General features: G+C 61.0%; 20 protein-coding genes. 9 read left to right on the top strand and 11 right to left on the bottom strand.

Going from position 1 to position 22539, the window contains the following annotated elements; translation table 11 throughout:
* Nucleotides 1-1119 carry an ABC transporter permease gene (locus HX824_RS18100; protein ID WP_003213965.1) on the top strand — a complete coding sequence of 373 codons (1119 nt, stop codon included), beginning with the start codon at nt 1-3 and terminating at the stop codon, nt 1117-1119.
* Nucleotides 1120-1237: 118 nt separating this feature from the next.
* Here HX824_RS18100 and HX824_RS18095 read toward each other — a convergent pair whose 3' ends face one another.
* Nucleotides 1238-1645, bottom strand: a complete 408-nt coding sequence (locus HX824_RS18095; protein WP_003213967.1) for a flagellar basal body-associated protein FliL — start codon at nt 1643-1645, stop codon at nt 1238-1240.
* A 149-nt stretch (nt 1646-1794) separates the two neighbouring features.
* Between HX824_RS18095 and HX824_RS18090 the strand changes: the two genes are divergently transcribed.
* The 3 genes from HX824_RS18090 to glpT all read left to right on the top strand — a co-directional run bounded on the left by HX824_RS18090 (nt 1795) and on the right by glpT (nt 5024).
* Nucleotides 1795-2772: an NADPH:quinone oxidoreductase family protein gene (locus tag HX824_RS18090; protein WP_177054897.1), complete on the top strand. Its 978-nt coding sequence runs from the start codon at nt 1795-1797 to the stop codon at nt 2770-2772.
* Nucleotides 2773-2848: 76 nt separating this feature from the next.
* Complete coding sequence (locus HX824_RS18085) at nt 2849-3466, top strand: flagellar basal body-associated protein FliL (protein ID WP_177054896.1); 618 nt, start codon at nt 2849-2851, stop codon at nt 3464-3466.
* A gap of 220 nt (nt 3467-3686) precedes the next feature.
* Complete coding sequence (gene glpT / locus HX824_RS18080; RefSeq protein WP_003213972.1) at nt 3687-5024, top strand: glycerol-3-phosphate transporter; 1338 nt, start codon at nt 3687-3689, stop codon at nt 5022-5024.
* Here the strand turns inward: glpT and HX824_RS18075 are convergent.
* Nucleotides 5021-5674, bottom strand: a complete 654-nt coding sequence (locus HX824_RS18075; RefSeq protein WP_003213974.1) for a gamma-glutamylcyclotransferase — start codon at nt 5672-5674, stop codon at nt 5021-5023. The two genes, glpT and HX824_RS18075, sit on opposite strands and share 4 nt — an antisense overlap.
* A gap of 40 nt (nt 5675-5714) precedes the next feature.
* The gene (locus HX824_RS18070) at nt 5715-8108 is read right to left on the bottom strand and encodes a TonB-dependent siderophore receptor (RefSeq protein ID WP_177054895.1); all 2394 of its coding nucleotides are present in this window, start codon (nt 8106-8108) and stop codon (nt 5715-5717) included.
* A gap of 329 nt (nt 8109-8437) precedes the next feature.
* On the opposite strand from HX824_RS18070, the gene HX824_RS18065 reads away from it, so the two are divergent.
* Nucleotides 8438-8914, top strand: a complete 477-nt coding sequence (locus HX824_RS18065) for a hypothetical protein (protein WP_003213979.1) — start codon at nt 8438-8440, stop codon at nt 8912-8914.
* Between the two features lie 150 nt (nt 8915-9064).
* Here the strand turns inward: HX824_RS18065 and HX824_RS18060 are convergent, their stop codons facing one another.
* From HX824_RS18060 to HX824_RS18035, 6 genes are all read right to left on the bottom strand, one after another.
* A complete protein-coding gene (locus HX824_RS18060; RefSeq protein WP_003213981.1) occupies nt 9065-10033 on the bottom strand; it encodes a CDP-6-deoxy-delta-3,4-glucoseen reductase in 969 nt (322 codons plus the stop codon).
* Entirely contained in the window at nt 10033-11499 is a 1467-nt protein-coding gene (gene ubiD, locus HX824_RS18055; protein ID WP_008438879.1) for a 4-hydroxy-3-polyprenylbenzoate decarboxylase, read from the bottom strand. The genes HX824_RS18060 and ubiD overlap by 1 nt, the downstream gene beginning before the upstream one ends.
* 89 nt (nt 11500-11588) lie before the next feature.
* Nucleotides 11589-13574: an acyltransferase family protein gene (locus HX824_RS18050; protein ID WP_177054894.1), complete on the bottom strand. Its 1986-nt coding sequence runs from the start codon at nt 13572-13574 to the stop codon at nt 11589-11591.
* 156 nt (nt 13575-13730) lie between these two features.
* A complete protein-coding gene (gene rho, locus HX824_RS18045; RefSeq protein ID WP_008438874.1) occupies nt 13731-14990 on the bottom strand; it encodes a transcription termination factor Rho in 1260 nt (419 codons plus the stop codon).
* Nucleotides 14991-15224: 234 nt separating this feature from the next.
* The gene (gene trxA / locus HX824_RS18040; protein ID WP_003213989.1) at nt 15225-15554 is read right to left on the bottom strand and encodes a thioredoxin TrxA; all 330 of its coding nucleotides are present in this window, start codon (nt 15552-15554) and stop codon (nt 15225-15227) included.
* Nucleotides 15555-15675: 121 nt separating this feature from the next.
* Nucleotides 15676-16371, bottom strand: a complete 696-nt coding sequence (locus HX824_RS18035; RefSeq protein WP_008438871.1) for a FadR/GntR family transcriptional regulator — start codon at nt 16369-16371, stop codon at nt 15676-15678.
* Nucleotides 16372-16626: 255 nt separating this feature from the next.
* On the opposite strand from HX824_RS18035, the gene HX824_RS18030 reads away from it, so the two are divergent.
* The 4 genes from HX824_RS18030 to HX824_RS18015 are packed head-to-tail and all read left to right on the top strand — an operon-like array spanning nt 16627 to nt 19474.
* Nucleotides 16627-17412, top strand: a complete 786-nt coding sequence (locus HX824_RS18030; protein ID WP_003213993.1) for a transporter substrate-binding domain-containing protein — start codon at nt 16627-16629, stop codon at nt 17410-17412.
* A 22-nt stretch (nt 17413-17434) separates the two neighbouring features.
* Nucleotides 17435-18103, top strand: coding sequence for an amino acid ABC transporter permease (locus HX824_RS18025; protein ID WP_003213995.1), 669 nt, complete (start codon nt 17435-17437; stop codon nt 18101-18103).
* Entirely contained in the window at nt 18100-18750 is a 651-nt protein-coding gene (locus HX824_RS18020) for an amino acid ABC transporter permease (protein ID WP_003213996.1), read from the top strand. The genes HX824_RS18025 and HX824_RS18020 overlap by 4 nt, the downstream gene beginning before the upstream one ends.
* Entirely contained in the window at nt 18737-19474 is a 738-nt protein-coding gene (locus HX824_RS18015) for an amino acid ABC transporter ATP-binding protein (RefSeq protein WP_003213999.1), read from the top strand. Before HX824_RS18020 ends, HX824_RS18015 begins: the two co-directional genes overlap by 14 nt.
* A 4-nt stretch (nt 19475-19478) precedes the next feature.
* Here HX824_RS18015 and HX824_RS18010 read toward each other — a convergent pair whose 3' ends face one another.
* Together HX824_RS18010 and HX824_RS18005 are read right to left on the bottom strand one after the other, a co-directional pair.
* Nucleotides 19479-20069 (bottom strand): hypothetical protein, encoded by a 591-nt coding sequence (locus HX824_RS18010; RefSeq protein WP_177020280.1) that lies wholly within the window; start codon nt 20067-20069, stop codon nt 19479-19481.
* Nucleotides 20035-22539, bottom strand: coding sequence for a fimbria/pilus outer membrane usher protein (locus HX824_RS18005; RefSeq protein ID WP_256347031.1), 2505 nt, complete (start codon nt 22537-22539; stop codon nt 20035-20037). The genes HX824_RS18010 and HX824_RS18005 overlap by 35 nt, the downstream gene beginning before the upstream one ends.

The raw sequence follows: 22539 nt of genomic DNA, 5'->3' as shown, positions 1-22539 counted from the left end.
ATGCACAAGTTCGCCCATATCCTGCGCCTCGGCATCAAGGAACTGACCAGCCTGCGCCACGACAGCGTGTTGCTGCTGTTCCTGTTCTACGCCTTTACCGTCGCCATCTATATGCCCGCCGCCGGCTCGGTGATCGGCGTGCACAACGCCAGCGTGGCCTTTGTGGATGAAGACCACAGCGCGCTTTCCCGGCAACTGGCCGAAGCGCTGCAACCGCCGGAATTCCAGGCGGCGGTGCCGTTGCCGTACGACCAACTGGACAAGGTGATGGACAGCGGCCAGTACACCTTCGTGATCAACGTGCCGGCGAATTTCCAGGCCGACCTGTTGGCCGGGCGCCAGCCGGGGGTGCAGGTCAACGTCGATGCCACGGCCATGAGCCAGGCATTCATGGGTGCCGGGTATATCGGACGGATTTTCCAGCGGGAATTGCTGACCTATGGCAACCAGGCCGATGCCGCCCAAAAGGCGCCGGCGCTGCTGACCACCCGGGCGCTGTTCAATACCAACCTGGAAGGCGGCTGGTTTCTGGCGGTGATCCAGATCGTCAACAACATCACCATCCTCGCCATCGTGCTGACCGGCACCGCGCTGCTGCGTGAGCGCGAACACGGCACCCTCGACCATTTGCTGGTGCTGCCGCTGACTGCGCTGGAAATCATGCTGGCGAAAATCTGGAGCAACATGCTGGTGGTGGTGCTGTGCACCTGGCTGTCACTGGAAGTGGTGGTGAAAGGCTTGCTCGGCGTGCCGCTGGCCGGGTCGCTGACTTTGTTTTTGCTGGTGACGGCGCTGTACCTGTTTGCCAGTACTGCCCTCGGCATCTTCCTCGCCACCCTCGCCCGCTCGACGCCGCAGTTTGGCCTGCTGGCGATCCCGGTGATTATCCCGATGCTGCTGTTGTCCGGCGGCAGCACGCCGCTGGACAGCATGCCGCAGTGGTTGCAATGGGTGATGCAGGGCTCGCCGTCGACGCACTTTGTGAGCCTGAGTGCGGCGATTCTGTTCCGGGATGCGGGTGTGAATGTGGTGTGGCCGGACTTGCTGGCGCTGGCGGGGATTGGGTTGCTGTTCTTTGCGGTGGCGTTGGCGCGGTTCAGGAAGAGCCTGGCTTCCTGAGGTGCCTGTCAGGACCTCTTCGCGAGCAAGCCCGCTCCCACATTCAACCGCATTCTCATGTTAGAACTCGGTCAAGTGTAGGAGCGGGCTTGCTCGCGAAGGGCGCGAAGCGACCGGCTTACTGGATGATCAGGTTGTTGAACAACAGATCCTCAACCTGCGGCTTGCCGGTTTCGTCGTTCATCACTTGCTGGGTCTGCTTCAGGGCTTCCTGGCGCAGTTTTTCCTTCCCATCAACGCTGCTCATGGTGTCGTTGGTCTGCTGGGTAAACAGCGCCACCAACTGGTTGCGAATCAGCGCGTCGTTGGCTTTCACGGCAGCGGCTGCCTCGGGACCGGTGACCCGCAGGGCGATATCCGCCTTGAACACCCGCAGCTTCGCGGTGCCATCCAGGCCGTAGTTACCGACAAACGGCGGGCTCAGGCTGATATAGCTGACCTTCGGCGCTTCGCCTTCTTTGGCTTCTTCGGCCAGGGCTGCCGTCGGCAGTGTCAGGGCCAGCATCAACAGGATCCACGCTTTCACAGTTCATTCCTCAATTCGGTTGCCCAGTAGCATAACGCTAGCAGCCCTGAGCACAAGCTTATGGCGACTTATCAGGCCGGGGCATGCTCGTTGACCCGTCGCCCTGCCCACCTACACTTATCGGCCAACACGCCAAAAGGAATAGTCCGATGAAAGCTGTGCTGTGCAAAGCCTTCGGCCCCGCCGAAACCCTGGTGCTGGAAGACGTCGAAAGCCCGGCGATCAAGAAGAACGAAATCCTGTTGGACGTGCATGCGGCCGGGGTCAATTTCCCGGACACCCTGATCATCGAGGGCAAGTACCAGTTCAAGCCGCCCTTCCCGTTTTCGCCGGGCGGTGAAGCGGCAGGCGTGATCAGCCAAGTCGGTGAGAACGTCAGCCACCTGAAGGTCGGTGACCGGGTGATGGCCCTGACCGGCTGGGGCAGCTTCGCCGAGCAGGTCGCGGTGCCGGGCTACAACGTGCTGCCGATCCCGCCGAGCATGGACTTCAACACCGCCGCCGCCTTCAGCATGACCTACGGCACGTCGATGCACGCCCTGAAGCAACGGGCCAACCTGCAACCCGGGGAAACCCTGCTGGTGCTCGGTGCCTCCGGCGGCGTCGGCCTGGCTGCGGTGGAAATCGGCAAGGCCATGGGCGCCCGGGTGATCGCCGCGGCCAGCAGCGCCGACAAGCTGGCGGTGGCCAAGGCTGCCGGTGCCGATGAGTTGATCAACTACAGCGAAGCCAGCCTCAAGGACGAGATCAAACGCCTTACCGGCGGCAACGGCGTGGACGTGATCTACGATCCGGTGGGCGGCGACCTGTTTGACCAGGCCATTCGCGGCATCGCCTGGAATGGCCGGCTGCTGGTGGTGGGCTTTGCCAGCGGGCGCATTCCCGAGCTGCCGGTGAACCTGGCGCTGCTCAAGGGCGCGGCGGTGGTCGGGGTGTTCTGGGGGTCGTTCGCCCAGCGCCAGCCGCAGGACAATGCCGCCAACTTCCAGCAACTGTTCGGCTGGTTCGCCGAGGGCAAGTTGAAGCCGCTGGTGTCCCAGGTGTACCCGCTGGAGCAGGCGGCGCAGGCGATCAACGACCTCGGCCAGCGCAAGGCTGTGGGCAAGGTCGTGGTGCAGCTACGCTGACTATTGTTTCATTTTGTCCGCGGAGTGCCTGGGCCCATGATCGGCCGAGGCACTCACTCACTGGCAGGAATGAATAATGGTCACACCGCTGCGCGCGCTGTTTCTGGGGTTGTTGATGATGGTGTCGGCTCACGCCTTTGCCCATAAAGAGGGCAAGGATGTACGCGGGCTGAACAACGTGACGGTGCTGATCGTGCGCCATGCGGAAAAACCCGATGAAGGTCCGTTGCTGAGCCCCAAGGGCGAACAGCGGGCGGCGGCCTACGCCAGCTATTTCGACCCGCTGCTGTTGAACGGCATCTCCGTGGTGCCCCAGCGGCTGATCGCTACCAGCGACAGCAAGGAAAGCTCTCGCCCGCGCCTGACCCTGACACCCCTGGCCCAGCGCCTGCAGCTCCCGCTTGAAACCCCCTACTCAGACGATCAAGTCGGCAAGCTGGTGAAGTCCCTGCGCAAGTCCAACCAGGCGCAGACCGTGTTGATCGCCTGGCATCACGGGCATATCGACAAGTTGATCGAGTCCTTCGGCGGTGACGGCGCGGCGCTGACCGGGATGAAGAAATGGCCGGAAAATGTGTATGACTGGCTGATCGTGTTGCGCTTCGACGACCAGGGTCAACTGGTGGAGTCCCGCAGCCAGAAGATCCAGGAACACCTGCTTCCAGGTGATATCGCAGCCGCCAACGGCAACTGAACCGAATCACTGCCTGTGGTAAGGGAGCTTGCTCCCTCACCACAGCTTCTTGGCATCCCCTCCTGAAAACGTCCCTCACTTGCCTCTAAGCGACATGTTCGTAAAAGAACATGCAATTGCACTCAATTCCTATGCCCGCAGATAAGAGGCGGTGCTATTTTCGGTAACGAAACTGTAACATTCGCATCCGCAGTCAAAACAAGAAATCTGGAGCTCTTGAATGTTTGCTTTCTTCCGTCCTGCCGCACATCAGGCGCCCCTGCCTGAAGAAAAAATAGACAGCACGTACCGACGCCTGCGCTGGCAGATCTTCGCCGGTATTTTCTTCGGTTACGCCGGGTACTACCTGCTGCGCAAGAACTTCTCCCTGGCCATGCCGTACCTGATCGACGAGGGTTACACCCGTGGCCAGCTGGGCCTGGCAATGTCGGCGATCGCAATTGCCTATGGCCTGTCCAAGTTCCTCATGGGCCTGGTGTCCGATCGCTCCAACCCGCGCTACTTCCTGCCCTTCGGCCTGTTGGTGTCCGCCGGGGTGATGTTCATTTTCGGTTTCGCACCTTGGGCTACCTCCAGCGTGACCATGATGTTCATTCTGCTGTTCATCAACGGTTGGGCCCAGGGCATGGGCTGGCCGCCAAGTGGGCGGACCATGGTGCACTGGTGGTCGCAGAAGGAACGCGGCGGTGTGGTTTCCGTATGGAACGTGGCGCATAACGTCGGCGGCGGCTTGATCGGCCCGCTGTTCCTGCTGGGCATGGCCTGGTTCAACGACTGGCACGCGGCGTTCTACGTCCCGGCTACCGTGGCCCTGCTGGTGGCGGCGTTTGCCTTCATCACCATGCGCGACACCCCGCAATCGGTGGGCCTGCCGCCCATCGAGCAATACAAGAACGATTACCCGGAAGGCTACGACGCCAGCCACGAGGACGAATTCAGCGCCAAGGAAATCTTCGTCAAGTACGTGCTGCGCAACAAAATGCTCTGGTACATCGCCTTCGCCAACGTCTTCGTCTACCTGCTGCGCTACGGCGTGCTGGACTGGGCACCGACGTACCTCAAGGAAGCCAAGCACTTCGACGTGGATAAAACCTCGTGGGCGTACTTCTTCTACGAGTGGGCGGGCATTCCGGGCACGCTGCTGTGCGGCTGGATGTCGGACAAGATCTTCCGTGGCAACCGTGGCCTGACCGGCATTGTGTTCATGGGCCTGGTCACCGTGGCGACCCTGGTTTACTGGCTCAACCCGCCGGGCAACCCGATGATCGACATGATCGCGCTGTTCTCCATCGGCTTCCTGATCTACGGCCCGGTGATGCTGATCGGCCTGCAGGCGCTGGAACTGGCACCGAAAAAAGCCGCCGGTACCGCAGCGGGCTTTACGGGCTTGTTCGGTTACCTGGGTGGTTCAGTGGCAGCGAGTGCGGCCATGGGCTACACCGTCGACCATTTCGGCTGGGACGGTGGTTTCGTATTGCTGATCGGCGCGTGCCTGCTGGCCATCGCGTTCCTGATCCCCACCTTGTGGCATACCAATAGCGTCAGTGCCGCACGTTAATCGTCGGAACAGCCTTTGGAACACCGCTTGAGCCGCGCCTCCAGATTCTTGTCTGGCATGGCGTGGCTACGCAGGGCGTTGACGGTCTGCTCGACATAATCGCGCGTAGTGCCGTAACGCCCGCAAGCGCTTTGCAACACGTGATTCAGCACGATGTCGGGCAAATTGCCGGCATAACTGGGCAGGTGCCGCTCCAGGACAAATCCCAATGCCTGCACCTGGCTGCCATCTTCCAGACGACAGCTGAGCCAGTGCGGCCGGTACGAGGGATACGGCATCTCGCGCTGCCACAGGGCATACAGCGAGGCCTCCAGTTGATCTTCCGGCAAGCGGTAGGCAAACCCGCTGCACGAGCCGCCGCGATCCAGGCCAAACACCAACCCCGGTATTTCCGGCGTGCCCCGGTGCTCATGAGACCACAGGTACAAGCCCCGGTGATAACCGTGGACCCGCGCCCGCATCCGCTGTGTCGACGAACATTCAGGCCGCCAGATCAGCGAACCGTAAGCGAATAGCCAGACCGGCCCACCCTTGTGCAGCGCCATGGTGGCTTGCATCGAGCTCATCAACTGTTCGTGAGTGAGTTGCGGCCCCAGATCGAGCCGCGGAGGGTAAGCCAATTGCAAAAGATCAGATTCAATGGCGGTCATGGCAGATCGCTTAGGTCTCCTTTGTTGTTACGAGAAGCTGTTACCAGTTGTAAGCAACTTTACCGTAATAGAACGCGCCGCTGTAACCGTACGGCGAAAAAGTGCTATAGGCCAGATTGCCACCACTGCTGGCGTAGGCATTGAGTTTTTCCGGGTATTTGTCGGTGACGTTGTCGCCGCCAACGGTGAAGGTCCAGTTTTTCAGCTTGTAGTCGGCTGACAGATCCAACAGCCAGGCGGCCTTGAAGCGCTGGTCGTTGGTCGGGTCGGCCTGGTAGCTGGTGAATGAACCATAGCGCACCAAATTACTGTGCAGCGCCCAGTTGCCGAAACTCAGGTCGTTGCCCAGGCTCAGCTTGTGCTGTGGCGTGGTATCGCCCAGCAGGCCGATGCGCTCGCGACGATCCACCCGAACCAGGCTCGCGCCCAGGCTATCCAGTACGGACGGGTTGGCTTTTACGTCGGTGACCTTGGTGTGGTTGTAGTTGTAGCCCACGGTGCTGTTCCAGCGCACACCGTTGTCCAGTTGGTAGCGATAGTTGGCCACCAGGTCGACGCCATTGGTGGTGGTGTCGGTGGCGTTGGTGAAGTAGCGCACCGCGGTGTAGTTGATGTTGCCGACGCCATTGGCCTGCAGATACGCGAGCGCAGCCGGGTTCTTGCTCAGGTCCAGGTTGGAGGACAGGCTGATGCGGTCGCTGATGTCGATACGGTAGACATCGGCGGTCACGGTCAGGTTGTCGGTCGGCTCCAGCACCAGGCCGAGACTGTAGTTGCGGGACTTCTCGGCTTTCAGGTCTTCAGCGCCGAGCAGGCGCGCCACCTGGCTGTTGGCCGGGAAGGTGCCGGCTTCCTGGATGGTGTTGCCGATCAGTTGCGACGAGGTGTAGGCGAAGTTTTGCTGTGCCAGGGACGGCGCACGGAAACCGTTGGAAACACTGCCGCGCAAGGCCACTTGCGGGGTGAAGTCGTAGCGCGCCGAGAGCGAGCCGCTGACGTTGGAGCCAAAATCACTGTAGTCCTCGTGACGCACGGCGGCGGAGGCACTGAGTTTTTCGGTGAAGTTGGTTTCCAGGTCCAGGTACTGCGCCCAGTTGTGGCGCGTGCTGGTGCCGGCGTCGGAATCACGGAAGCCGCCCAGGCCCGAGCTGCCGGTCTGGTAGTAGGACGCCGGGTCGCCCGCCTTGATCTGGTAACCCTGGTCCAGGTATTCGCCGCCAAACGCCACCGACACTGGATACGGCAACCAGCCCAGGCTGAATTCCCGCGACAGGTCCAGGCTGAGTTGCTTCTGGTCATTGACCAACGTGCCGTTGTCGAACTTGCGCGGCGTGGCCAGGCCCAGCGAGGTGTTGATGGTTTCGGTACCGATCTGGTACTGGTTCTTGCCGTAGTTGACCGACACATCGTAGTGCCAGTCATAGGCCAACAAGCCGCGCAGGCCGACCGCCAGGGACGTGTCTTCCACGTCACCGCGAATCAACGGCAGGTAACCATTGGGGTTGAGTGCAGGAATGTTGTTGCTCGCGTTGCTGGCCCGGTAGAACGCCGCCGTTTCGCCGCGGGTCTTGCTGTAGCCGCCAAACGCATAGAACTCGGCCGCATCGCTGAAGGAATATTCCGAGTTGAGAAACAGCTTGCCCTGGTCAGTGGCCGGCTCGCCCTGGCGGAACACCCGCTGGCCGTAGGTCGTCGAACCAACGCTGCCCGGACGCAGGTCCTTGCCGGCGCGGTTGGTGTAATCGTTGTCGGCGCCTTCGGCAGAGATGTTGATAAACCCGTTATCGCCCAGCGCCACACCGGTGTTGCCGCTGAGGTTGCGCTGGATACCGTCGCCCTTCTTGTACTCACCAAACTTGCTGGTGATCGAGCCGCCGTGGTCGTCATGCTTGAGGATCACGTTGATCACCCCGGCAATCGCATCGGAGCCGTAGCGGGCCGATGCGCCGTCACGCAGCACCTCGATATGGTCGACCGCCGACAACGGGATCGCATTCAAATCCGCCGGCGCCGAGCCACGCCCAACCGCACCGCCGAGATTGACGAAGGCACTGGTGTGGCGGCGCTTGCCGTTGACCAGCACCAACACCTGGTCCGGTGACAGGCCACGCAGCTGCGCCGGGCGCACCAGTTCGGCACCGTCTACCAGGCTCGGGCGTGGAAAGTTGATGGAAGGAATCAATCGGGCCAACACCGCGCCCAACTCATCAGAGCCGGTGCTGCGCAAGGTGTCGCCGGAAATCACATCGATAGGTGACAACGAGGCACTGGCGGTGCGCTCTTGGGCGCGGGTGCCGGTGACAATGACTGTATCGAGTTTGGGTACATCGGCAGTGGCCGTTTCGGCGGATGCCACTGGACTGAATCCCACAGCGGTCAGCAAATTAGCCGACAAAATCGCCGTGTACAGCAGGTGCTGCTTGTTGCTCCCCATACCGCTCCCCTTGGAATCAAAAGCCAGAACGTCAATGCTCTGAGCTCGTACGATCGATCCGTGTGGCGGACGGTGGCGGTCATTTATTGGTTATTGGCAGAAAGTCGGTAGTCCGTTGGCATATAGCTTAATGATATTTATGTAACAAATTAAATACCTTTAAAGAATAAGCGAATGCATAAGCCCAGGCCGCTCCGCTCATCAGGATTGGCTGCCTCAATCCCTGTAGTTTCAGCGCAGGTTCAGCCTGGGGGCACGCTGAGCCTTCAAAATAGGCGCCTGTCACGACCCACCTGGCCGCCAACCGAATCGACTACCGAGGTCACTCCATGAAATACCGACTGCCCAGCCTGTTGTTCCTGGCACAGGCCACCACCGCCCTGGCGGCGGAAGTGCCGACCCAGGACGAAAAAGGCTTCTGGTATGCCCAGACGAGCGTCTACACCCGGCATTTTGCGCCGGACAAGGACCACAACAACAACCAGGACCTGATCGGCCTGGAGCGCAATGAAGCGTCAGGCCTGGTGTATGGCGGGGCGACGTTTCGCAACTCGTTCAGCCAGCGTTCGTACTACGCCTATGCCGGCAAACGCTACGACATGCCCGATTACCCGGTGTACTTGAAGCTGACAGGGGGTGTGATCCAGGGCTATCGCGGCAAGTACCGCGACAAGATTCCCCTGAATGGACTGGGGGTGGCGCCGGTGATCATCCCCTCGGTGGGCACCCACTACGGGCCGGTCGCCGCCGAGCTGGTGTTGCTCGGGTTCAATGCGGCGATGGTGACCACGGGCGTTCGTTTCTGATCAAGCCACTGAAGGGCTTCTGTGGCGAGGGAGCTTGCTCCCGCTGGGTCGCGAAGCGGCCCTGAAGTTCATGCGATCTTAAAGATAGAACCCAGCGACTGTTTCGGGGCTGCTGCGCAGCCCAGCGGGAGCAAGCTCCCTCGCCACATGTTACGGGCGAGGTGCGTAGGCAAATACGTCAGCACGCATCTGGTGTGCATCCATGCCGGCCTCGACCAGCGCATCCAGGGTGCCGTAGATCATCGCCGGTGAACCACTGGCGTAGACATGCACGGCCTTGAGGTCGCTGATGTCTTCGCACACCGCTTCATGCAACAGCCCGCAGCGCCCTTCCCAGCCACACAGGTCGCTGACCACTTTGTGCAGGAACAGGTTGGGCAGTTGCAGCCACTGGTCCCAGTGCTCGATGTCGTAGAAGTCTTCCGGTCGACGTACCCCCCAATACAGATGCACCGGGTGCTTGAAGCCACTGGCGCGACAGTGTTCGATCAGGCTATGCATCTGGGCCATGCCGGTGCCGGCGGCGATCAGCACCAGCGGCCCGTCGGGCAGTTCCGCCAGGTGGGTGTCGCCAAACGGCATTTCGATGCGGGCCATCTGGTTGCGCTGCAACTGCTCCAGCAGGCTGCGGGCGCTGTCTTCCCGGGCCAGCACGTGCAATTCCAGCTCGCGCCCGGCGTGGGGCGCCGAGGCCAGGGAGAATGCCGACTTCTCGCCGTTTTCCCGCTCGATCATCAGGTATTGCCCGGCGTGGTAGCGCACCGCCTTGCCGGCCGGAGCCCGCAGGCGCACGCGCCATACGTCACCGCCCACCTCGACGCATTCACTCAGTTGGCAAGACAGTTTGCGCACCGGCAACTCTCCCGGCGCCAGCACGCCATCCCACAACACAATGCAATCTTCCAGCGGTTCGGCAATGCAGGTATAGAACTCGCCATGGTCACGCACCTCACCGGCTTGCTGCACCCGGCCTTCCACCAGCAGCGCCGCGCACACGTGGCACACGCCATTGCGGCAGGCCTGGGGGCAATCGTAGCCCAGGCGGCGCGCGCCCTCGAGGATCCGCTCGCCAGGCGTAAGTTCAAGTACCGCACCGGAAGGCTGCAGGGTTACACGCATCAATCTATTCCTAATTCTTTCCAGAGCGCATCGACACGGGCAGTGACCGCTTCGTCCTTGACGATCACGCGGCCCCATTCGCGGGTGGTTTCACCCGGCCATTTATGGGTGGCGTCCAGGCCCATTTTCGAGCCGAGGCCCGATACCGGGGAAGCAAAGTCGAGGTAGTCGATCGGCGTGTTGTCGATCATCACCGTGTCGCGCTTGGGGTCCATGCGCGTGGTGATGGCCCAGATCACGTCGTTCCAGTCCCGGGCGTTGATGTCGTCGTCGGTGACAATAACGAACTTGGTGTACATGAACTGTCGCAAAAACGACCACACACCCAGCATTACCCGCTTGGCGTGGCCGGGGTACGACTTCTTCATCGTCACGATGGCCATGCGATACGAGCAGCCTTCGGGCGGCAGGTAGAAGTCAGTGATTTCCGGAAACTGCTTTTGCAGGATCGGCACAAACACTTCGTTCAACGCCACGCCGAGGATCGCCGGCTCATCAGGCGGGCGGCCGGTGTAGGTGCTGTGGTAGATCGGCTTGATCCGGTGGGTGATGCGCTCGACGGTGAACACCGGGAAGCTGTCGACTTCGTTGTAGTAGCCGGTGTGGTCGCCGTAGGGGCCTTCATCGGCCATCTCGCCCGGGTGAATCACGCCTTCGAGGATGATTTCGGCGGTGGCCGGCACTTGCAGGTCGTTACCGCGGCATTTCACCAGCTCAGTGCGATTGCCGCGCAACAGGCCCGCGAAAGCGTACTCGGACAGGCTGTCGGGCACCGGCGTGACGGCGCCGAGGATGGTCGCCGGGTCGGCGCCCAGGGCCACGGAAACAGGGAATGGCTGGCCGGGGTGCTTTTCGCACCACTCACGGAAATCCAGGGCGCCGCCACGGTGGCTCAGCCAGCGCATGATGACCTTGTTGCGGCCGATCACTTGCTGACGGTAGATGCCGAGGTTCTGGCGGTCCTTGTTCGGGCCCTTGGTGACGGTCAGGCCCCAGGTGATCAGCGGGCCGACGTCGCCAGGCCAGCAGGTCTGCACGGGGAGCATGCCGAGGTCGACATCCTCGCCTTCGATCACCACTTCCTGGCAAACCGCGTCTTTCACGACCTTGGGGGCCATGGCGATGATCTTGCGGAAGATGGGCAGCTTCGACCAGGCGTCCTTGAGCCCCTTGGGTGGCTCGGGTTCCTTGAGGAAGGCCAGCAGCTTGCCGATCTCGCGCAGTTCGCTGACCGACTCGGCGCCCATGCCAAACGCCACGCGGTCGGGAGTGCCGAACAGGTTGCCGAGCACCGGGATATCAAAGCCCACCGGGTTTTCGAACAGCAGCGCCGGGCCCTTGTTGCGCAAGGTGCGGTCGCAAATCTCAGTCATCTCCAGGACCGGGGAAATCGGCACCTGGATACGTTTCAACTCTCCGCGCTGCTCAAGTTGCTGCACGAAATCCCGAAGATCCTTGAATTTCATTAACCATGCCACCCGTAAAATAGGCGTACATCCTACCTGCTCTTACGGTCGCTGGCAGCTTATTGAGCAGCATTGCCGACGACACAGACTCAAAGAGCCGATGCCTGGGTTTCATCGCGCAAGGCTTTGAACAAGGGTTCAAGAAACGCCTCGACATACCGCGAACCAACCGCCGAGAGGTGATTGTCGTCGGTGTACAGCGACTGACCGTCCAGTTCCACCCGGCACCAGTCATTCGCACTGCATAACTTGGGCGCCGGATCCATTACCTTTACCCCGGGATCAGCCGCCGCCATGCGCTCGAATACGCTGCTGATATAGGCCTGGCGCTGGAGGTGCTCATCCAGGGGCATGCCTTCTTTGTCGGTGGGCCGGCCGAGCATCGCCAGGCGACTCAAGCGGTAAGGCGGACTGAATTCCTGCAGGGGGACTTCCTTGACCAGCCACACCCGATGACCGCTGGCGCGCAATTGCTGCACAAGGGCGCCCAGACTTTCAGCGAAGCGCCGCTCGGCGAAGGCGCGGTCATAGGTTCCGGTCGCCGGGTCCAGCAACGAAGCCTCGGTATCACCATCGCGCTGCCCATAGACATACAGGCTCCAGCGCGCCACCAGCACCACGTCGCTAAAGGTTTCCTTGCCGAGCAGTTGCGTGACCTGCTGGTTAAAGGTCAAGCAGCCCGGAACGCTTTCCTTGCGATTAAACGGCAGGCAACCGGCATAACCTGCCTGCGTGACGCTGACACCGTACTTGCTGGCGCCGTCTCGCAACGCCGGAACCAGCGCCGTGGCATGGCTATCGCCCCAGACCAGCGCGCGCGTCGGCGTGGACTGAGGCCCGAAATGACAAAATCCATGGTGGCGATTTTTCCCACCATCCACCAGGCAGGCCATGAGGTCCGGGCTCCACTCGCGCGCCTGGGCAAATTGCAGCGCCTCGGGCGACAGGCGCCAAGGCAACCCCTTCGTCAAGACCAGGCCTTTGCCGAGCAGTCCCACCCCAAGCAGCGCGATACCCGCCGCCACCAGGATTTGCTTGCGCCCTGCCAACAGCCGACGTTCACGGAACGGCGCCTCGACAAACCGCCAGGACGCATAACCCAACACCAGGCTCAACACAAACAGTGCACCAAGCTCCCACGGGCCCAGCCCGTCGACACTGGCGTACTTGCCAAACACGTACACCGGCCAGTGCCACAGGTACCAGGAGTAGGAGATCAGGCCAATCCCCACCAGCAAGCGGCTACCCAGCAGCTTGCTCGTCAGGGTAGTTTGCTGGCCGTTGGCCCAAATCAGGCAGACCACGCCCACCACCGGCAACAGCGCTGCGGCGCCGGGAAACGGCGTGCTCGGGTCATACGCGAAGACCGCCAGCAGGATCAGGCCGAGGCCGGCAAGGCTGACGGCCTGCGCCAACGCCGGGCTGGCGCGGTACTCGCGTACCGGCATTACCGCCAGCATTGCGCCCGCCAACAGCTCCCAGGCACGCATCTGCAGCAGGAAAAAGGCTCGTTCCGGGGCGTGGGCCACCGCCCACGTACTCATGCCGAATGACACCAGCAACAATACGAACAGCGCCGTGCGCCAATATTTGAGCCGGCTCGACAGCAGTGTCAGCAGCAGTGGGAAGAGGATGTAGAACTGTTCTTCAACCGACAATGACCAGGTATGCAGCAACGGTTTGATATCGGAGGCCACATCAAAGTAACCGTCCTGACGCATGAAAAACAGGTTGGAGATAAACACCACCTGGTTATGTATCGAGCGCCCCAACTCGCTGTAATCCTTGGGCGCCAGCAGGAACCAGCCCACCACCAGCGCGCCGAGCATCATCACGAACAGTGCCGGCAGGATACGCCGCGCTCGCCTGGCCCAGAAGCTGACAAAACTGAAACGGCCGGCCTCACGCTCGCGCCAGATGATCGAGGTGATCAAGTAGCCGGAGATCACGAAAAACACGTCGACGCCGACAAAGCCGCCGGTAAAGCCCGGTACACCAAAATGAAACAGCACAACAGCGAGCACAGCTATGGCACGCAGGCCGTCAATGTCCCTGCGATAAGCGAGAATGGTCATAAAATCTTGTAATTTGCCTGATCGGATGGACAGCGAGTGTAGTCACACACGCGAGTTTGTTTCTAAACAGACACACACTAAAGCCAAACCTCCTTTTCCAGAAACAAAAAAAATGGCGCCCCATGGGGCGCCATCCTTTTTGACCGAAGCGTCGTGTTACTTGCGCTTCATCGACAGGAAGAACTCGTCGTTGGTCTTGGTGGTTTTCAGCTTGTCGATCAGGAACTCGATGGCCGCAACTTCGTCCATCGGGTGCAGCAGCTTGCGCAGGATCCACATGCGCTGCAGTTCGTCATCGGCGGTCAGCAACTCTTCGCGGCGCGTGCCGGAACGGTTGATGTTGATGGCCGGGAACACCCGCTTCTCGGCGATACGACGGTCCAAAGGCAGTTCCATGTTGCCGGTACCTTTAAACTCTTCGTAGATCACTTCATCCATCTTCGAACCGGTTTCAACCAGTGCGGTGGCGATGATGGTCAGCGAGCCGCCTTCTTCGATGTTCCGCGCAGCGCCGAAGAAACGTTTCGGTTTCTCCAGGGCGTGGGCATCGACACCACCGGTGAGCACCTTGCCGGAGCTTGGGATCACGGTGTTGTAGGCACGGGCCAGACGGGTGATGGAGTCGAGCAGGATCACCACGTCTTTCTTGTGTTCGACCAGGCGCTTGGCCTTCTCGATCACCATTTCGGCAACCTGCACGTGGCGGGTTGGCGGCTCATCGAACGTCGAGGCAACCACTTCGCCGCGCACGGTGCGCTGCATTTCGGTTACTTCTTCCGGACGCTCATCGATCAGCAACACGATCAGGTGAACTTCAGGGTTATTACGGGCGATGTTCGCTGCGATGTTCTGCAGCATGATGGTCTTGCCGGCTTTCGGCGGGGCCACGATCAGGCCGCGCTGGCCTTTGCCGATCGGGGCACACAGGTCGATGACACGACCGGTCAAGTCTTCGGTGGAACCGTTGCCGGCTTCCATCTTCATGCGCACGGTCGGGAACAGCGGCGTCAGGTTCTCGAAGAGAATCTTGTTTTTCGCGTTCTCGGGACGATCGTAGTTGATCGTGTCGACCTTGAGCAGGGCGAAATAACGCTCGCCTTCCTTTGGAGGGCGGATCTTGCCAACGATGGTGTCACCGGTGCGCAAGTTGAAGCGACGGATCTGGCTCGGCGAGACGTAGATATCGTCTGGGCCGGCGAGATAGGAAGCGTCTGCAGAGCGGAGGAAGCCGAAGCCGTCCTGGAGAATCTCCAGCACGCCATCACCGGAGATTTCCTCGCCGCTTTTCGCGTGCTTTTTCAGCAGGGAGAAAATCACGTCCTGCTTGCGCGAACGGGCCATATTTTCTATGCCCATCTGTTCGGCCAATTCGAGCAGTTCGGTAATCGGCTTTTGCTTGAGTTCAGTCAGATTCATATAGGAATGACGTAATCATTTATGGAGGGGGGGAAATTAAGCTTTTGGCTTAATGAGGCCGCGCCGCAGAGAAGGCGACAGGATCGCGTACTAATCGAAAAGGAGAGCGTCGGCGACGGCTTGCAGGGGGCAGTGGAGAAACCAGTGCGGGGCCGAATGTACCACCTGAGTTTCAGAGCGTCTAGCCCTGTTTCACGAAAAAGCCCCGCAAATTGCGGGGCTTTTTGAGGACGCTTAGATATTGGCGTCGAGGAAAGCCTGCAGCTGGGACTTCGACAGCGCGCCGACCTTGGTGGCCTCGACGTTGCCGTTCTTGAACAGCATCAGGGTCGGGATACCACGCACGCCGTGCTTGGCCGGAGTTTCCTGGTTGTCGTCGATGTTCAGCTTGGCAATGGTCAACTTGCCTTCGTAAGTGGTGGCAATGTCGTCCAGGACCGGAGCGATCATTTTGCAAGGACCGCACCACTCAGCCCAGTAGTCAACCAGCACCGGGCCCTGGGCCTTCAGTACTTCGGCCTCGAAGGTCGCGTCGGTGACGTGCTTGATAAGATCGTTGCTCATGGATGTCTCCGGGTTGTAAGCAAAAAAAACGTTGCCCATCATAGCCGCCCTTCCCGCGTTCAGGAAGCTGCAGCTGATTGACTCTTCCTATGATGGCGCATGAGTTTGGGTATAGCCCAACTCATGGGGTTACGGGAGTGATGAAGGCAATCCCTGTACGCAACGCCGCGTTACGCACATGTTCCTGCATGCTTTTCTGCGCCGCCCCGCTGGCGCGTCGGGCCAGGGCACGGAGGACCTTGCGGTGCTCCTGCCAGGTCTCCATGGCCCGCTCCGGCCGGATGAACGGTAGTTTCTGGCTCTCCAGGAACACCTCGGCACTGGCGCTGAGGATGCTCACCATCGCCTGATTGCCGCTGGCCAGCAGGATGCGCCGGTGGAATTCGAAGTCCAGCCGGGCGGCTGCCTCGAAATCACCGGCCTTCAGCTCCTTGCGCATCGCCTCGACGTTATCTTCCAGGATGTCCAACTCCCCGGTGGTCAGCGTCACCGCCGCCAGCCCCGCCGCAAAACCTTCCAGGGCGTAGCGCAGTTGAAAGATATCCAGCGGCGTCGCCTGCGCCGTAAACGGCCAGGCCAACCCCGGCAGCTCTTCGACTGCTTGCACGAACACGCCTTTGCCCGGCTGCACACTTACCACGCCCAAGGCACTGAGTGACGACAAGGCTTCACGCAAAGAGGCCCGGCTCACGCCCAATTGCAGCGCCAGGTCGCGCTGGGAGGGCAACGCATCACCCGGCCCGAAGCCCTCGTCAGCGATCAATTTGCGGATGGCCTGTAGCGCCACTTCCGGTACGGCTTGGGCGATGGAATTCATAAGAAACTCAGGTTTCCAGTCAACTGAGCGGCTAGTTGTAAAGCTATTCGCAGCGCCCGGCAAGCCACGCCCCAAAGGGGCTCGCGCGGTTTTGACGGCGCTCGAAAAGGGTGCAGAAAACCCAGTAACTGTTCAGACCAGTAAGACCGCCAAGACTCAACAGCCACCGGCTCTGGCGCGAAATACGGCGGTGCTGGCATGGGCTGTGCACTGGCAAAAACCGGAAAATCCTTTCGTCCTTTTCGGAGAGTCGCCATGACCAAGCGTTGCAGCGCCCTGCTCACTGCCCTGTTTGCCAGCCTGATGCTGAGCCAGGCGCCCGCCCAGGCCAACGGTCTGGACGATATCGTCGCCCGTGGCACCCTCAAGGTGGCCGTGCCCCAGGATTTCCCGCCGTTCGGGTCGGTCGGCCCGGACATGAAGCCCCGCGGCCTGGACATCGACACCGCAAAGCTTTTGGCCGACCAGCTCAAGGTCAAGCTTGAACTGACCCCGGTCAACAGCACCAACCGCATCCCGTTCCTCACCACCGGCAAGGTCGACCTGGTGATTTCCAGCCTGGGCAAGAACGCCGAGCGCGAGAAGGTCATCGACTTCTCCAAGGCCTACGCGCCCTTCTACCTCGCCGTATTCGGCCCTCCCGATGCGCCGATCAGCACCGTTGACGACCTCAAGGGCAAAACCATCAGCGTGACCCGTGGCGCCATCGAAGACATCGAGCTGACCGCCGTGGCGCCTAAAGAGGCGACGATCAAGCGCTTTGAAGACAACAACTCGACCATCGCCGCCTACCTCGCCGGCCAGGTGGACCTGATCGCCAGCGGCAACGTGGTGATGGTGGCCATCAGCGAACGCAACCCCAAGCGCGTGCCGGCACTGAAGGTGAAGCTCAAGGACTCGCCGGTGTACGTGGGCGTGAACAAGAACGAGCCGGCGCTGCTGGACAAGGTGAACCAGATCCTGGTCGCGGCCAAGGCCGACGGCAGCCTGGAAAAGAATGCATTGCAGTGGCTCAAAGAGCCGCTGCCGGCTGATCTCTGAGCGCGGTAACGAGGATTAGCCTATGGCCTATCAATTCGACTTTGTGCCGGTCCTGGCCAATACCGATCTGTTGCTGCGCGGCGCGCTGTTCACACTTGAACTGACCGCCATCGGTGCAGTACTGGGCGTGGCGCTGGGAATCGTCGGCGCCGTGGTGCGGGCGTGGAAGATCCAGCCGTTCAGTTGGATCTTCGGCGTGTACGTCGAGTTGATCCGCAACACGCCGTTCCTGGTGCAGTTGTTTTTCATCTTCTTCGGCCTGCCGTCCCTCGGCCTGAAAATCACCGAATGGCAGGCGGCAGTGCTGGCGATGGTGATCAACCTGGGGGCGTACTCCACCGAGATCATCCGCGCCGGGATCCAGGCGATCCCCCGCGGGCAACTGGAAGCGGCGGCCGCGCTGGCGATGACACGTTTCGAGGCGTTCCGCCATGTGGTGTTGCTGCCCGCGCTGGGCAAGGTCTGGCCGGCCCTGAGCAGCCAGATCATCATCGTGATGCTCGGCTCGGCGGTCTGCTCGCAGATCGCCACCGAGGAACTGAGCTTTGCCGCCAATTTTATCCAGTCGCGCAACTTCCGCGCCTTTGAAACCTATGCGCTGACAACCCTGGTCTACCTGTGCATGGCGTTGATGATCCGCCAATTGCTGAACTGGATCGGCCGGCGCTATGTCATGAGGAACGCCCGATGAGTGATTTTTCGTTCTGGGACATCGTGCGCAACCTGCTCACCGGTTTGCAGTGGACCTTGCTGCTGTCGCTGGTGGCGTTCATCGGCGGCGGCGTGATCGGCTTGCTGGTGATGACTATGCGCATCAGCACCAAGGCGTTCCCGCGCAATGTCGCCCGCACCTATATCGAGCTGTTCCAGGGCACGCCGCTGTTGATGCAACTGTTCCTGGTGTTCTTCGGCATCGCCTTGCTCGGCGTGGACATTTCGCCCTGGCTGGCGGCGGCGATTGCCTTGACCCTGTTCACCAGCGCCTACCTGGCCGAAATCTGGCGTGGCTGCGTCGACTCCATCGCCCACGGCCAATGGGAGGCGTCCGCGAGCCTGGCCCTGAACCCGCTGGAGCAATTGCGCTATGTGATCCTGCCCCAGGCCCTGCGCATTGCCGTGGCGCCAACCGTGGGTTTCTCGGTGCAAGTGGTCAAGGGCACCGCCGTGACCTCGATCATCGGCTTCACCGAGCTGACCAAGACCGGCGGCATGCTCGCCAACGCTACTTTCGAACCCTTCATGGTCTATGGCCTGGTGGCGCTGGGTTACTTCCTGCTCTGCTACCCCTTGTCCCTCAGTGCGCGCTACCTGGAAAGGAGACTGCATGCCTCTGCTTAGAATTTCCGCCCTGCATAAATATTACGGCGATCACCACGTACTCAAGGGCATTGACCTGAGTGTCGAAGAAGGCCAGGTGGTGGCGATCATCGGTCGCAGCGGCTCGGGCAAATCCACCCTGCTGCGCACCCTCAATGGCCTGGAGTCGATCAACGACGGCGTGATTGAAGTCGACGGAGAATACCTCGACGCCGCCCGCGCCGACCTGCGCACCCTGCGGCAGAAAGTCGGCATGGTGTTCCAGCAGTTCAACCTGTTCCCACACCTGACGGTGGGCGAAAACGTCATGCTTGCGCCGCAAGTGGTGCAGAAAGTGCCGAAAGCCAAGGCCGCACAATTGGCGCGACAAATGCTCGAGCGCGTTGGGCTGGGGGAGAAGTTCGACGCGTTCCCCGATCGTTTGTCCGGCGGCCAGCAGCAGCGGGTAGCAATCGCCCGGGCTCTGGCGATGTCGCCCAAAGTGCTGCTGTGCGATGAAATCACCTCGGCCCTGGACCCGGAGCTGGTCAACGAAGTGCTCAGCGTAGTGCGCCAACTGGCCAAGGATGGCATGACACTGATCATGGTCACCCATGAGATGCGTTTTGCCCGGGAAGTGGGTGACAAGCTGGTGTTCATGCACCAGGGCAAGGTGCATGAAGTGGGCGACCCGAAAATCCTGTTTGCCAATCCGCAGACCGCCGAGCTGGCCAACTTCATCGGTTCGGTGGAGCGCACGGACTGAGGCATCAGGCCCCGGGCGCCCACTCAAAACCGCCCTGCCCCTCAAATGTCGTTTCATCCCTGACGGCCAGCAAAGCCGCAGGCAGGAAGGTCTCGACGTTGACCAGGGCGGTGAAGCGGCGCCCATGCACCGGCATACCCGCTACGTGTGCAACAAGCCTATGGCCCGGCAGCAATCGTCCGGTCGCCGGCTCTTCAGACAGGTGCGGCATTACCAGCTCAACGGATTTTCCATCGACTTGAGCGGACTGCAGGCTCAGGGTGAAATGCCCCTGGCGCCCAAACCGAAAGCCCTCCAGGCCTGCGGGTACGCCCGTAAAGCGCAGCGCCATGGATACCGGCACCTCACAGGCCATGCTCAGGCGAAGCGTGCGCTTGCCCAGCGCGATCTGTGGGTGGCCCCGCTCGGCTTGGCGAACCAGACCGTAATCAACCCGGGGCTGGCTCAAGGACACCTGGCAGTTATCTGCCCGCGCCTCATTGGCCAACACCACGACAAACAGCAGCAGGTAAAGGATAAGCCCATGACGCAGGCGTACACCGTCAAAAGGCCCCACCGGCTCAGAGGGTACGGCAGACCGCCGAACCTGTTTCATAGAATTTGTCGTCATTGGATTCTGGCTCAAGGTTCAGTTGCAACAAGCAGGTGCTTGAATCTGGCAAGGAGATGTTCAGCGCTCGCGACTCATCCAGGCTGTTAAGGAAGACCATGCCCTCGCCCACGACGCTGGTCAGGAAAGCATTGTTGCTGTCGAGAACCGAGGCTCCCTGGGGCAAGGGTTGGCCCCGCGCGTCACGGACCTCAAGCAATACACGGCGCACTTTCACTACTTCGAAATCGATCGTGTTGAAAGAACCGCGTCCGGCCGCAAGGACCTTGGTGCCGTTTTTCAGATCGATGCGCTTGGGCAGGGATTGGGTTTGCACCTCGACATTGCTGCTGCGGTAGGCAGGCAGGCTGGCGATCACCGCCTGCCCGCGGTAGTCAGTCCAGACCGGCCCCTGCGGCGTCGAAACCTTGGCTGCCCCGACATTACCCACCGAGACAATTCCAAAGGTGTCCTGGACGGCATAGGGCGAGAACGTCATGCCTCTGTCGTGGGCCACCACGCCGCCCTGCAATTGGCCGGTATACCCGGTGCTCAATGAATCATGTCGCACACCCAACCCTATCTGGGTGTAACGCGGCATGGCATTCACGCGGGCGTGAACAGCCTGTGTACGGCTCGCCTGCTCACGCGTAACCCCCACTTCATAGTTCACATAGTCGTTGACCCGATCGCTGAAGGCGGTCCCAAGATCGAACCTGTCGCCCCGCCGACTGGCATACGAGGTGACGCGGCGATCCCCACCGAACGGCACGGTGACCTGCAACCGAAGCGAAAGCCCCTTATCCGACACATCGCTGCGCTCTTCTCGAACGGTGTTCTTGACCTTGCGCGGTCGAGAGCCGCCCACCCGGGAATCCGCAATCAAAGCCACCTGGGTGCCATTGAACTGCTGGTTCCATGAGGCGAATACGTGTTCGGCGGAGCGATCATCAAATTGCGAGCTGCGGGAATAACTGACGGAAAAGCCTCCCAGGGACGGGTCGACCCAACTCAAACCTACCGTGTATTGGTCCTTGAAGCGGGCATCCCGCTGGTCACGCCGCGTCGACTGCCCCACTTCCAGTACTTCGCGATAATCCCGCGTCTGGGTAGTGGCACTCGACGTCATTTCAATGCCGGCGAACAGCGGACTTCCCACGGTGACTGAGCTGCGAGCCCCGGTAACTTCGTCCCGGCCATCGCGAGACAGGTTCTGGCGCACGCCAACCGAAAGGTGCTGGAAAAAAACACTGCTCCACACGCCACCCGCCGCCTGGTATTCGTCGGTACTCAACAGGCCGAATCCCAGTGACGAGTTGCGCCCCAATCCCCAGGTCCCACTGCCCATCGCCACGACCGGAGGCTCCCCGGCACCCGGATTTTCCCCACGCACCTTGCCCAGGGAGAAGTAATAACCGGGCTCTATCGGTACCGCCCCCGCAAAGGACGCGGCAGGGACGGTGAACCCATGCCTGCCACCGCGAGTGCCAATGACACTGACCTCAAGATCGCTGGTGCCATTGAGTATGGGTAATCCGGTCAACGTGAACGGGCCTTCCGGTACCAGTGTGGTATGGATCAACACCCCGGCCTGGCGCACCTCGACCCGGGATGGGCTCTGGGCCAAACCTTCGACCACCACGCTGCTGCCACCCGGACTGCGCGATTGGCCATCCGGCGAGAGCTGGAAACCCGACAGCTGTAACCCACCGAACACCGGGTTGTTGCTGGAAATCTGCCCGACCTGGAAGGTCGACTTCAGGGGCGCGAAATCGCGCTGGGCGTAGGCATTCACATGCTCGCTGCTGCGCTTGCCGTTATCGGAGACAAAGAATTGGCGGCTTCGGACGATCCAGTTGCCGATATTGAATCCCGCCTCGGTGTAGGCCGAAACCGAGCGGGAAGAGCCGCTGTTGAAGCGCTCTTCGAACCCCTGAACATCGTAATTGAACAAGGCTGCCGTGCCGCCCTGGGAGAAACTGCCGACATCCCATTCGGCCTCGCGCATTGACTGAGTAGGCACCACCAGCGATACCTCATCGCTGCCGGGGCGCAACTTGACGATGGTCGCGGGGTAAGCACCGAGAAAGTCATGACACGCCTGATCGGGCGCAATGCCCGGCCGAATAATCGCGGCTGGCAACCGCAACCCGGCCTTGTCCAGCAGGACCGGGGTAAAACACAACTGCCCCTGGTAGTCGAAGCGCGCCTCCACCAGGCCCAATGAGGTGCCGTTGACCTGCAGCCCCACCACGTGCACGCCCTCGCGGAATCGCGCAGCACTGCGAAAATAATGGGCAACCTTCGGGTCGATCCCGTTCGCCGACAAGACCGCCAGATCAAAACCCGATCCAAGCTCCAGCGCGTAGGCGGGAAGGCTCCACAGCGTTGCCAGGCCGATACAAGTCCGGGAAACCGAGGTTCGAATGGGTCGTACAGAGAGGCTCCAATCGTTTGCATGGGTAGCATTTCTCAT

The sequence above is a fragment of the Pseudomonas sp. D4002 genome, from assembly GCF_013385665.1.
Taxonomy (GTDB): domain Bacteria; phylum Pseudomonadota; class Gammaproteobacteria; order Pseudomonadales; family Pseudomonadaceae; genus Aquipseudomonas.
The sequence above is the reverse complement of the archived record's forward strand: the minus strand, read 5'-3'. Positions and strand labels throughout refer to the sequence as shown.

Bases quoted from the DNA above. Each gene is read 5' to 3' on its own strand.
- HX824_RS18010 (WP_177020280.1), bottom strand. From the start codon at position 20,069: ATGAAACAGGTTCGGCGGTCTGCCGTACCCTCTGAGCCGGTGGGGCCT.
- HX824_RS18050 (WP_177054894.1), bottom strand. From the start codon at position 13,574: ATGACCATTCTCGCTTATCGCAGGGACATTGACGGCCTGCGTGCCATA.
- HX824_RS18075 (WP_003213974.1), bottom strand. From the start codon at position 5,674: ATGACCGCCATTGAATCTGATCTTTTGCAATTGGCTTACCCTCCGCGG.
- HX824_RS18035 (WP_008438871.1), bottom strand. From the start codon at position 16,371: ATGAATTCCATCGCCCAAGCCGTACCGGAAGTGGCGCTACAGGCCATC.
- glpT (WP_003213972.1), top strand. From the start codon at position 3,687: ATGTTTGCTTTCTTCCGTCCTGCCGCACATCAGGCGCCCCTGCCTGAA.
- HX824_RS18030 (WP_003213993.1), top strand. From the start codon at position 16,627: ATGACCAAGCGTTGCAGCGCCCTGCTCACTGCCCTGTTTGCCAGCCTG.
- HX824_RS18090 (WP_177054897.1), top strand. From the start codon at position 1,795: ATGAAAGCTGTGCTGTGCAAAGCCTTCGGCCCCGCCGAAACCCTGGTG.
- HX824_RS18085 (WP_177054896.1), top strand. From the start codon at position 2,849: ATGGTCACACCGCTGCGCGCGCTGTTTCTGGGGTTGTTGATGATGGTG.
- ubiD (WP_008438879.1), bottom strand. From the start codon at position 11,499: ATGAAATTCAAGGATCTTCGGGATTTCGTGCAGCAACTTGAGCAGCGC.
- HX824_RS18005 (WP_256347031.1), bottom strand. From the start codon at position 22,539: ATGAGAAATGCTACCCATGCAAACGATTGGAGCCTCTCTGTACGACCC.
- HX824_RS18100 (WP_003213965.1), top strand. From the start codon at position 1: ATGCACAAGTTCGCCCATATCCTGCGCCTCGGCATCAAGGAACTGACC.
- trxA (WP_003213989.1), bottom strand. From the start codon at position 15,554: ATGAGCAACGATCTTATCAAGCACGTCACCGACGCGACCTTCGAGGCC.
- HX824_RS18015 (WP_003213999.1), top strand. From the start codon at position 18,737: ATGCCTCTGCTTAGAATTTCCGCCCTGCATAAATATTACGGCGATCAC.
- HX824_RS18020 (WP_003213996.1), top strand. From the start codon at position 18,100: ATGAGTGATTTTTCGTTCTGGGACATCGTGCGCAACCTGCTCACCGGT.
- HX824_RS18060 (WP_003213981.1), bottom strand. From the start codon at position 10,033: ATGCGTGTAACCCTGCAGCCTTCCGGTGCGGTACTTGAACTTACGCCT.
- HX824_RS18025 (WP_003213995.1), top strand. From the start codon at position 17,435: ATGGCCTATCAATTCGACTTTGTGCCGGTCCTGGCCAATACCGATCTG.
- HX824_RS18070 (WP_177054895.1), bottom strand. From the start codon at position 8,108: ATGGGGAGCAACAAGCAGCACCTGCTGTACACGGCGATTTTGTCGGCT.
- rho (WP_008438874.1), bottom strand. From the start codon at position 14,990: ATGAATCTGACTGAACTCAAGCAAAAGCCGATTACCGAACTGCTCGAA.
- HX824_RS18065 (WP_003213979.1), top strand. From the start codon at position 8,438: ATGAAATACCGACTGCCCAGCCTGTTGTTCCTGGCACAGGCCACCACC.